This window comes from Methylobacterium sp. J-077 (assembly GCF_022829365.1).
Lineage (GTDB): Bacteria > Pseudomonadota > Alphaproteobacteria > Rhizobiales > Beijerinckiaceae > Methylobacterium.
The window spans coordinates 114,456-124,252 of record NZ_JAKSYJ010000254.1 but is presented as its reverse complement, the minus strand read 5'-3'; the positions used below and the strand labels follow the sequence as shown (position 1 = coordinate 124,252).

Annotated in this window: 10 protein-coding genes; 4 read left to right on the top strand and 6 right to left on the bottom strand. The window is 63.4% G+C overall.

Annotated features, from left to right (window positions below):
- From MKL11_RS32575 to MKL11_RS32555, 5 genes are all read right to left on the bottom strand, one after another.
- On the bottom strand, positions 1 to 973 hold a 973-nt coding region (locus MKL11_RS32575; RefSeq protein WP_243951467.1), incomplete at its 3' end, for an IS1182 family transposase.
- A gap of 101 nt (positions 974 to 1,074) precedes the next feature.
- Entirely contained in the window at positions 1,075 to 1,437 is a 363-nt protein-coding gene (locus MKL11_RS32570; RefSeq protein ID WP_243951457.1) for a RidA family protein, read from the bottom strand.
- 90 nt (positions 1,438 to 1,527) lie between these two features.
- Positions 1,528 to 2,433, bottom strand: coding sequence for an amino acid ABC transporter substrate-binding protein (locus MKL11_RS32565; protein WP_243951455.1), 906 nt, complete (start codon positions 2,431 to 2,433; stop codon positions 1,528 to 1,530).
- Between the two features lie 40 nt (positions 2,434 to 2,473).
- Entirely contained in the window at positions 2,474 to 3,715 is a 1,242-nt protein-coding gene (locus MKL11_RS32560; protein ID WP_243951453.1) for an NAD(P)/FAD-dependent oxidoreductase, read from the bottom strand.
- Positions 3,716 to 3,880: 165 nt separating this feature from the next.
- Positions 3,881 to 4,480, bottom strand: a complete 600-nt coding sequence (locus MKL11_RS32555) for an RraA family protein (protein ID WP_243951451.1) — start codon at positions 4,478 to 4,480, stop codon at positions 3,881 to 3,883.
- A gap of 94 nt (positions 4,481 to 4,574) precedes the next feature.
- On the opposite strand from MKL11_RS32555, the gene MKL11_RS32550 reads away from it, so the two are divergent.
- Positions 4,575 to 5,483, top strand: coding sequence for a LysR family transcriptional regulator (locus MKL11_RS32550; protein WP_243951449.1), 909 nt, complete (start codon positions 4,575 to 4,577; stop codon positions 5,481 to 5,483).
- Between the two features lie 411 nt (positions 5,484 to 5,894).
- Here the strand turns inward: MKL11_RS32550 and MKL11_RS32545 are convergent, their stop codons facing one another.
- Positions 5,895 to 6,797: a LysR family transcriptional regulator gene (locus MKL11_RS32545; RefSeq protein WP_243951447.1), complete on the bottom strand. Its 903-nt coding sequence runs from the start codon at positions 6,795 to 6,797 to the stop codon at positions 5,895 to 5,897.
- A 94-nt stretch (positions 6,798 to 6,891) separates the two neighbouring features.
- Here MKL11_RS32545 and MKL11_RS32540 point away from each other — a divergent pair, with 94 nt between their 5' ends.
- The 3 genes from MKL11_RS32540 to MKL11_RS32530 all read left to right on the top strand — a co-directional run bounded on the left by MKL11_RS32540 (position 6,892) and on the right by MKL11_RS32530 (position 9,768).
- A complete protein-coding gene (locus tag MKL11_RS32540) occupies positions 6,892 to 7,563 on the top strand; it encodes an RraA family protein (RefSeq protein ID WP_243951445.1) in 672 nt (223 codons plus the stop codon).
- Between the two features lie 26 nt (positions 7,564 to 7,589).
- Positions 7,590 to 8,798, top strand: coding sequence for an aminotransferase class I/II-fold pyridoxal phosphate-dependent enzyme (locus tag MKL11_RS32535; protein WP_243951443.1), 1,209 nt, complete (start codon positions 7,590 to 7,592; stop codon positions 8,796 to 8,798).
- A gap of 64 nt (positions 8,799 to 8,862) precedes the next feature.
- Positions 8,863 to 9,768, top strand: a complete 906-nt coding sequence (locus tag MKL11_RS32530; protein WP_409565948.1) for an amino acid ABC transporter substrate-binding protein — start codon at positions 8,863 to 8,865, stop codon at positions 9,766 to 9,768.
- Positions 9,769 to 9,797 lie beyond the last annotated feature (29 nt).

The window sequence follows — 9,797 nt, the reverse complement described above, 5'->3', positions numbered from 1 at the left end:
GGTTCGCCTCGTTGGCGAAGCCGGCATCGCCCGAGACCTCCCGCGGCTTGCGCCCGAGATGAGCGCGGACCCCGTCCACAAGCGGCACGAGCGCGCGGTAGTCAGCCGAGTTGGTCACGAGGCGGTGCGCGACGATCACCTGATGGGCTGCGTCGACCGCGATCTGGCCGTTGTAGCCTTGTACGAAGCCGTCGCGCGTGGGCAGGATCCGGCTGTCCGGGTCGGTGAAGTTGCGCTGCGCCCGGTCGGGGGGAGCGCCGTCTTCGCCGCGCAGTGGCCGCCCCTGCCAACGCAGGCCCGACGAGGCGCCCGGCCCGCTCTCGTCCTCCGGATCGGGCGGATCAGCCGCCTCCGCCTCCAGCGCGGCCTTGGCGGCGCGGATCGCTTCCAGCCGCCGCTGCTTGTCGGCCATCCAGTCTGGCGTCTCGTCACCCCGACGATCGGCACCGTGAGCCTGATCCTCCGCAGCGTCAGCCTCGTGCGCGCGCTCCAGCCAAGCGTCCACCTCGGCGGCCAGGGCCGGCTCGGCGGTCTTCATCCGCCCGTAGCTCATCGCTTTGTGGCGTGAGGCGTTCGCCTTGAGCTTGGTACCATCCACCGCCACGTGGGCGAACTCGACCAGACCGGCTGCCCGACACAGGCGCAGCACCTGCACGAACAGGTCCGACAGGGCCACGAGGTGGCGCTTGCGGAAGTCGGCGATGGTGCGGAAGTCCGGCCGGTTCAGGCCGGTCACCGCCATGACGTCGACCCGCTCCTCACAGGCGCGGGCGAGCTGGCGCGAAGAGTACAGGCCGCGGCTGTAGCCGTAGAGCAGGAGCGCCACCATCATGCCGGGATGGTAGGGCGGGTAGCCGCGCTCCTCCGTGTAGGTGTCGAGGATGGCCGAGAGGTCGAGCGCCTCTCGAACCGTGTCGCGCACGAAGTGCGCCATGTGCCCGGGTGGCACGAACTCGTGCAGCGAGGAAGGCAGAAGCCAACCCTAATCGACGTCCCAGGAGCGAAACACCTTGGTCATGAGCCAAGTGAATCACCCTCCCGATCCGCCGTCGAGGAGATTACTCGGACAGGCTCCTAGGTGTTGGGGACGGCGGCGATGATCGCAACTTCGACCCGTGCGCCAACCTGCAAGGCAGCCTGCACACAGGCCCGAGCTGGGAGCCGGCCGGGAGCGACCCAGGCATTCCAGACCTGGTTGAAAGCGGCCGCGTCGCCATTGACGTCTTCCAGCCAAATCGTGGCTGAAAGAATATTGGACTTATCAGTCCCCGCTCTGGCAAGCCGTGCGTCAAGCTCGGCCAAGACCTGATCCGTCTGACCCGCTATATCTACCGAGACATCCGACGGCACTGCCCCGGAGACGTAAGCGACACCATTATAGATCACCGTATCGGATCGGTGCTTCAGATTGCCGGGGTTCTGGAAGTTGATGTCCATTTAAATCTCCTAAACATTCTGCTTCGGCCAGGTCCGCCATGACCGCCTGGATGAGCGACGATCTCTCCGCGATCAGGCGAAGGAGCCGATCTACCGCGCGTAGGCAGCCGGATCGGGATTGTCGGTCGGGTTGGCGAAGGCGCGCTTCAGCTCGGACGAAATCGGTATGTTGTAGTTGATCCCACGAGGCGGAACCGGCGCGAGGAACCACCTGTCATAGAACGTCATGATCTCAGGGCTTCGGTAAAGATCCGCCGTGGCGCGATCGACCACGGCCTTGAAGGCTGGGTCGTCTTTGCGCAGCATGATGCCGTAGGGCTCAGGGACGGACAGAGCCTCGCGACTTACTTCATAGGCGGCTGGATCTTTCGACTGCGCGACGAGGATGCTCAGTTGAACGTCATCCATCACAAACGCCGCTGCCCGGCCGCTCTCCACCAGCAGGAAGCCTTCGACCACATCCTTGGCCGACTGGACGCTGATGCCGAGCTTACGTTCGGCGTTGACCTTGTTGAGCTGGATCACGTTTGTCGATCCGGCCACCGAGGAGATGGTCTTGCCCTTCAAAGATTCAATCGTGTCCAAATGCTGCGCTTTTTTCGAGACGTAGCGCGAGGCAGTAAGGAAGTGGGTATTGGTAAATTCGACGAGCTTTTTGCGGTCCGCGTTGTTTGTCGTCGTCCCACACTCCAGATCGATTGTGCCGTTCGTCATCAACGGAATGCGGGTCGATGAGATGACCGGCTGCATCTCCACACGCAGATCCGGCAGCTTCAACTCCTGCTTCACCGCATCGGTGATTTTCTTGCAGATATCGACGGCGAAGCCGACGTATTGCTGCTTGTCGTCGAGGTAGCTGAACGGGGTCGCGCTGTCGCGCACGCCGAGCACAATGCGATTGGTGTCCTTGATTTTCTTCAAGGTCCCGGTAAGCTCGTCGGCAAATACCGGATTGACCAACAGGCACAAGGCGAGTGTTGTTTCAATTATCCGCATGGCTTCGTATCCTTATCTGTTATTTTAAGATGGAGGCGGGTCAAAACCGGTCCGGTCGGTAAGGATACGGATCGAGGAAAGGTTTATCCCCCGTCATCAGCTCCGCCAGCATTCGGCCGCTGCTGGGACCGTGCGTCATGCCTTGATGCGCATGCCCAAATGCGCACCAAAGATCTTTCGCGCGGGGCGCCGGACCGATCACCGGCACCATATCGGGCATGCACGGACGCTCACCCAGCCAGGGTTCGGGATCGACCCGATCGCCCAGCGGTAGCAGTGCGCGCGCGATCGGTTCAGCGCGCGCGAGCTGCACCGGCGTTGGCGCCGCTCCGTCCCTGGCAAATTCCGCGCCCGTGCTGAGCCGGACGCCCCGGCGCATCGGCGACATCAGGAAGCCCTTGTCGCTGTCGAGCACGGGATGATTGAGGACCGCATTGCCCTGCATCGCATAGTGCATGTGGTAGCCGCGTTTTCCGAACAAGGGCGGCGCATAGCCGAACCGGCGCGTCACGCGCGTCGAAGCTGCTCCGAGGGCGACCACCACCGCGGAGGCTTCGATCGGTCCGGCGTCCGTGGGCATCCACCAACTCGCGCCCCGCTTCTCGAGCTTGTCGGCGTCGCCCGTCCGCACTGCCCCGCCCAGGCTCTCGAGGCGCTTGGCGTAGGCCACGGTCAGAGCATGGGGGTCGCTCAGCGAGAGCGCGTCCGTCCAGTGCAAGGCGCCGGCTCTGCGCTCCAGCAGATGCGGCTCCGCCTGTTCGAGTCCGTCACCGTCGAGAGCTGCGTAATTGACCCCGTATTCGCGGTGCGCCACCTCGGCTTGGAGCAGGGCCGCGTCGAGATCGGCCGCCCGCCGGTAAAGGCGCATCCAGCCCAGCGGGCGCAACAATTCCGTGGCGTCAGCCTCTCGGGCGAGATCAAGATGCTCGTCCAGGCAGGTCATGATCATACGGGCCTGTACTTGCGCCGCGTGAGCGTAGCGATCCGGGTGAGCGTGCCACCAGTAGCGCAACAACGGCGAGGCCAGCCCTGGCAGGGCGAACGGGTGGTAGACGGCATCGATCGAACGGTTGCGGGCTATGCGGAGTAATTCGCCGACCGCTCGCGGGAACCGGTACGGAAATACCGCTTCGCGCTGGATGAGCCCTCCGTTACCGAAGGATGCGCCGCCACCTGGTCCGCGCCGATCCACGACGATCACATCCCGTCCGCGTCGCTGGAGATGCAGGGCGGTTGATAGGCCGACGATGCCGGCACCGAGTACGATCACGTCCTTTGGCATGTTTCCCGTCCGTGCCGGTCGATGCTTTTGATGCCTGCCGAGCGACGCGCAGTGATGTCGGCAGCCAGGGGTGGAGCTTCACCCGCAATGGAGGTTCAGACGTGGACCCCGAGGGTTCCGAGGGTCTGGCGGAGCCGTTTCTGGCGCTCGGTACCGGCCTCTGTCTCAGCCATGATGCCTCGCTCTCGGCGCTGCTTGGCGCGCATCATCAATCAAAGCTTTAGGCTGATCCGGCGAGAAGGCGATCAGGCCGTCGTCATCGCCGCTAACCACGTCACCCGTGTTGACGACTTGATTCCCGACGCTCACCGGAAGGTTGATCTGCGCCGGTCCCGATTTATAGGGACCGCGGTGCCCGACGCCGCGGGCGTAACAGGGGAGGTCACCCGCCGCGAAGGTTGCGATAGCGCGGATTGCTCCGTCTACCATGAACCCGGTGCAGCCACGGGAGACCGCATAGGCTCGCATCATGTCTCCGTAGAGGGCGTTGTTGAGACCAGCTCCGCCATCGATCACGATGACATGGCCGGGCTTCATAACCGCCAGCGCATGGGAGAAGCCGAGGTTGTCGCCCGGACGGGATTTGACGGTGAGCGCGGCCCCGACGCGCTTGCCCGTATGTTCGCACCGTTGGAGTCCGATAAGATCACCTAAGCGGTCAAGGTTATCGCTGAATGGCGGCGTCGCCGAAGTCCGCAGAGCTTCTACGTCAGCTTCCGGAGCGACTGCGGGAACAGTATTCAACTCGGCGGACGTTGCAGGCATTGATCACGCTCCGTTGCCTGCTCATCCCATCTTCCGTACCCGAAAAAAAGCGATAAAAATGATCCCTCGATAGTCCAAAAAGTGATGGCTCACGGTGCCGACCCTCAAGCAGCTCGAAGCGTTGAAATGGATCGTCCTGCTCGGAAGTTACGAACGAGCGGCCGATCGATTAAACACAAGCCAGTCAGCAATCTCAAAACGCATCCAAGAGCTAGAGTCCGAATTGGGGATATCGGTCTTTGAGCGGACCCGACGCGGATCCAAATTAACAATCAAGGGCGAGATCATTTTAGAACTTGGCGAAGAAATGCTGAGGATGCGCGATCGGATTGAGGCCGTTTCATCAAACGAAGCAACGCCGATCCGTCAATTGAAATTTGGTGTCACAGAGCTGACGGCCTTAATTTGGTTGCCGCAATTTGTTGGCGAGTTGCGCGCAAACTATTTGGATATACAGCTTGAGCCGGAAGTTGAACAGGGCGGATCGTTGTTTGAAAAGCTGAAAAACGGGAGTATGGACTTTATTATAGCGCCCGACATGTTCGCCAAGCCGGGCTACAGGAAGGTTCCGCTTGCCAGCGTGAAGAGCGCCTGGATGTGCAGTCCGGCTCTCTTTCGAGGACGCGGCATCGTTCGATTGGCGGACTTGTCTCAATTCAATATCCTTACGCAAGGCGATCAATCGGGTTCTGGGCTCGTTTTCGAGCGCTGGCTTCAAGAGTGCGGGCTCGCGCTTCCGCGTCCGATTAAAAGCAATAGCCTTGTCGCGCTCGTTGGTTTAACTATTTCTGAGGTTGGCATAAGCTATCTTCCGGAGAGATGCTTCGACGGATTTATTGAACGCGACATGCTTCATGTCATTGACACAGATCCGGCATTGCCATCCGTGGTGTACGCCGTAATCTTTCGGGGAGAACATTCGACGGACATAAGAGAAGCAATTTGCAGAATTGCTCGTTCAAGTTGTGATTTTACAAAGCCTGTTATGATGAGCGCGTTCTAGCGATATGCTGACCTTGATGCAGATGGCGCCGTGCCAGGCAGGACAATCCTGGCCTCCCTCATCGGTCTCGGTCTGACGAGATTGCCGTTCGGCATACCTTCCGAACGCAAGAGAAAGGTCGATCGCTGGTGCGTCTGACGGCCAGGAAAACGTTCGTTTCAACGAGACAGACCGTCGGATACCCAAGCGTTCGAGACGATGGGCTTGCGGGAGGTGGCCCACCGCCCGAAAGCGGACGTTCCGCTGTGCGCCCATTCCGACCGCTCAGCCATGCTGATCCTTTTCGAGAGAGCGGACATACGGTTGTCCAAGCGACTCTTGGTCGAAATTTAAATCTTTGAGGCCGATGATTTCAAGTTTTGATAACGATTTCGATGCATGTTATTGATGGCGAAATTTGTTCGCCGAGATTTACGCCCACTGTATAGGCTTCGTGAAGTTACACGTTGACTGAGCGATCCTGGAAATCGCCTCGATGGTGGTGAACGACTCGGTCTCGCGAAACGTCACCACGTAGGTGATCGGGGGCAAGGGCGGGTTGGTGTCGATCACCCGCAATCGCTCGCGTTCGATCAACCCGTCGAAGCATCGTTCCGGCAGATAGCTGACGCCGACCTCCGCGAGCGTCAGCCCGACGATGGCGACGAAGCTGTTGCTCTGGATCATGTGGGGCAAGGAAACGCCGCACGCCTGCAGCCATTGATCGAAGACCACGCCCGATCCGGAGCGATTGCCCTGGGTCAGGATGCTGAACTGCGCCAGCTCGGCCAGTTCCACGACGCCCCGGTCCCGCAAGAGGACGGGACTGCACATCCAGGCGCTCCGGACACTGGCGAGCGCGACGCTCCGGAATCCCGGCTGCCGGAACACGTCGGGCGTCACGATGAAATCGAGGGCCCCGCTCTTGAGATTGTCGAACAACGTGGTGCTCTGCTCGACTTCCGGTTCAAGGACGATGTTCGGATAGGTCGCCCGCAGCTCGGCCACGAATTGCGGTAGCCACGTGAGTGCGGTCAGCTCGGTGACCCCGAAGCGCAGGTGCCGGATCAGGGTCGCGCGGCTCGTGGCGACCGCGACGGCGCGGTCGCGCAGGGCCAGCATCTCCTCGCCGATCGCCAGAATACTCTTGCCCTTGTCCGTCAGCCGGGCGCCGCGCTGGCTGCGGTCGAAGAGCGGCGTCCCCAGGGACGCCTCCAGCTCGTGGATGCGCTTCGACACCGACGATTGCGTGGTGTGCAGCCGATCCGCGGCCCGCTCGAAACTTCCGAGCAGAGCGATCCAGCGCAGGGCTTCGAACTGCTTGAGGGTCGCCACGCAATCGATCGCTTTTCCGACTGATCATAGACGACGATTAATCGCTTTTCGGCGCGCTGGCGAGGTGGGATGGTCGCGGTACGGAGATCGACAAATGCATTCTCATCTCAAGCATCCGGACGCGCTTCCCGCCGTCCTCGCGGCAGCCGATCGCGACGCGCTGCGGGAACTGGCCACCCCGCTGCTCAGCGACAACTTGCATCGCCTGGCGGGACTGGTCGGGCTCAATCGCTATAACGGCGCCGGCAAGCTGGTCGGCACCGCTTTCACGGTGACGTCGCGCCCCGGCGACAACCTCGGCTTCTATCACGCGCTGGCGCTGATGAAGCCCGGGCACGTCCTGGTGGTCGACGGCGGCGGCGACCTGAACAACGCCCTGTGCGGCGACCTGATGCGCGCCTACGCGGTCTCACGCGGCTGTGCCGGCTTCGTCGTCGATGGCGCGATCCGCGATGTGGCGACCTTCGCGGCCGGCGATTTCCCCTGCTACGCGCGCGGCATCGTCCACCGCGGCCCCTACAAGTCCGGGCCGGCGCTGCTCAACGTCCCGGTCAGCGTCGGCGGCCAGCCGATCGCGCCCGGCGACGTCATCGTCGGCGACGAGGACGGCCTGATCGCCTTCGCGCCGGAGCAGCTCCCCGCCGTCATCGCAGGCGCACAGGCGAAGCTACGCCAGGAGCAGGCGATCATGGCGGAGATCGCCGCGGGGGCCGCGCGCCAGGACTGGCTTCACGGCACCCTCGAGAGCTTCGGCATCTCGGCCTGATCGGAACGATGCGAACGAGCCCCATCATGAGCACGACCTTCATCGCCCGCCGGCCCGCCAGCATCCGGCCCTCGCCGAGCATCGCGGCCAAGGCCCTGGTCACCCAGCTCCGGGCCCAGGGACGCCAGATCATCGACCTCACGGTCGGCGAGCCCGACTTCGTGACGCCCCGGCCCATCATGGAGGCGGCCCAGGCCGCCATGCGCGCCGGGGACACGCACTACACGGCCTCGAACGGCACGCTGAGCCTGCGGCAGGCCGTGGCCGACAAGCTCATCCGCGAGAACGGGTTGAGCTACACGCCGGACGACATCGTGGTCGGCTGCGGTGCCAAGCAGCTGATCCAGATCGCCTTCGCGGCGACGCTGGACCCGGGCGACGAGGTGATCGTGCCGGCGCCGTACTGGGTGTCCTACCCGGATCTGGCGACCCTCAACGACGGCGTGCCGGTGGTGGTCGCCTGCCCCGAGGAAGCCGGGTTCAAGCTCAGCCCCGGGCAGCTCGAAGCCGCGCTCACCCCGCGGACCAAGTGGCTGGTGCTCAACTCGCCCAACAACCCGTCCGGGGCGGTCTACACCGCCGCGGAACTGGCGGCGCTGGGCGAGGTCCTGGCGCGACACCCGCGCGTGCTCGTGATGACCGACGAGATCTACGAGCATTTCGTCTATGACGGTCAGCACCAGATCTCGTTCGCGCGGGCCGTTCCAGCCTTGCTGGAGCGGACGCTGACCATCAACGGCGTCTCCAAGGCCTACGCGATGACCGGCTGGCGGATCGGCTACGCCGCGGGTCCGCGCCTGCTCGCCAGGACGATGACCGGCCTCCTGTCGCAGAGCACGACCTGCCCGTCCTCGATCAGCCAGGCGGCGGCAGTGGCGGCGCTGTCGGGGGACCAGACCTTCGTGGTGGAGGCGCGGACGGCTTACGAGACCCGCCGCGACCGGACCGTCGCGCTGCTTGACGCCATCCCGGGCATCGCGTGCCGGCGCCCGGCCGGGGCCTTCTACGCCTATCCCAACGTGGCCGGCCTGATCGGTCGCCGCGCCCCGGACGGGACCCGGATCGAGAGCGATCTCGACGTGTCGCAGCTTCTCCTGCGCGACGGCAACGTCTCGGTGATGGACGGCACGTCCTACGGGCTCAGCCCTTACCTGCGCGTGTCGTTCGCCACTTCGCTGGACGCCATCGAGGCCGGCTGCGCGGCGATCGCCCGTGTCGTCGCGACCCTCGCGTGACGGATTCCGTGCTCGGCCCCATCGTTGCGCTTCATGTGATGTCATGACCCAGAGGGAGGTTACCTTGCGCCTGCTCAAGACCACGCTCGCACTCAGTCTCCTGATCGCGCCGGCGACGGCTGACGAACTCGGCGGCACCCTGAAGAAGATCAAGGACAACAGCCGGATCGTCCTCGGCGTCCGGGATGCGGCCACGCCGTTCAGCTACATCGACGACAAGCAGAACTATATCGGCTTCGCCGTCGACATCTGCTTGACGATCGCGGACGCGGTGAAGCGCGAACTGAAGCTGCCGGACCTCAAGGTCGAGATGGCCCCGGTGATCTCCGCGACCCGGATCCCGCTGATGACCAACGGGACGATCGACCTGGAGTGCAGCGCGACGACCAACAACGTCGATCGGCTCAGGCAGGTCGCGTTCACCAACACGCATTTCCTGTCGGCCGCCCGCTTCGCCTCGAAGAAGGCACAGAAGATCGACACGATCGACGACCTGAAGGGCAAGACGGTCTCCGCGGTCGCGGGATCGACCAACCTGGTCATGCTCAACAAAGCCAACACCGAACGCAAGCTCGGCCTCACCATCCAGTCGGCCAAGGACGTGGCCGAAGGGTTCCTGCTCTTGGAGAACGGTCGCGCGGCGGCGTTCGTGCTCGACGATGTCCAGCTCAGCATCGCGATCGCCCAATCGAAGGATCCGGCGGCCTACCAGATCAGCAGGGAGGCGTTCTCCGAGCCGGAGCCTTACGGGATCATGCTGCGCAAGGGCGACCCGGCCTTCAAGGCGGTGGTCGATCGGGCCACCGCCGATCTCTACCGCAGCCCGGCAATCACGGTCCTCTACGACAAGTGGTTCCTGTCGCCGACGCCGCCGCGCGGGATCACCTACAACGTCCCGATGTCGCCGGAACTGAAGCGGGCCTATGCCGACCCGACCGACAATCCGGATCCGGCTTCCTACGTCCATTGAAGCGCCCGCGCGGGAGCGGCAGGTCTTCT

What these genes read in the sequence shown, in the direction of transcription:
- MKL11_RS32570 (WP_243951457.1), bottom strand. Translation starts at nt 1,437, where the DNA reads ATGGACATCAACTTCCAGAACCCCGGCAATCTGAAGCACCGATCCGAT.
- MKL11_RS32565 (WP_243951455.1), bottom strand. Translation starts at nt 2,433, where the DNA reads ATGCGGATAATTGAAACAACACTCGCCTTGTGCCTGTTGGTCAATCCG.
- MKL11_RS32560 (WP_243951453.1), bottom strand. Translation starts at nt 3,715, where the DNA reads ATGCCAAAGGACGTGATCGTACTCGGTGCCGGCATCGTCGGCCTATCA.
- MKL11_RS32555 (WP_243951451.1), bottom strand. Translation starts at nt 4,480, where the DNA reads ATGCCTGCAACGTCCGCCGAGTTGAATACTGTTCCCGCAGTCGCTCCG.
- MKL11_RS32540 (WP_243951445.1), top strand. Translation starts at nt 6,892, where the DNA reads ATGCATTCTCATCTCAAGCATCCGGACGCGCTTCCCGCCGTCCTCGCG.
- MKL11_RS32535 (WP_243951443.1), top strand. Translation starts at nt 7,590, where the DNA reads ATGAGCACGACCTTCATCGCCCGCCGGCCCGCCAGCATCCGGCCCTCG.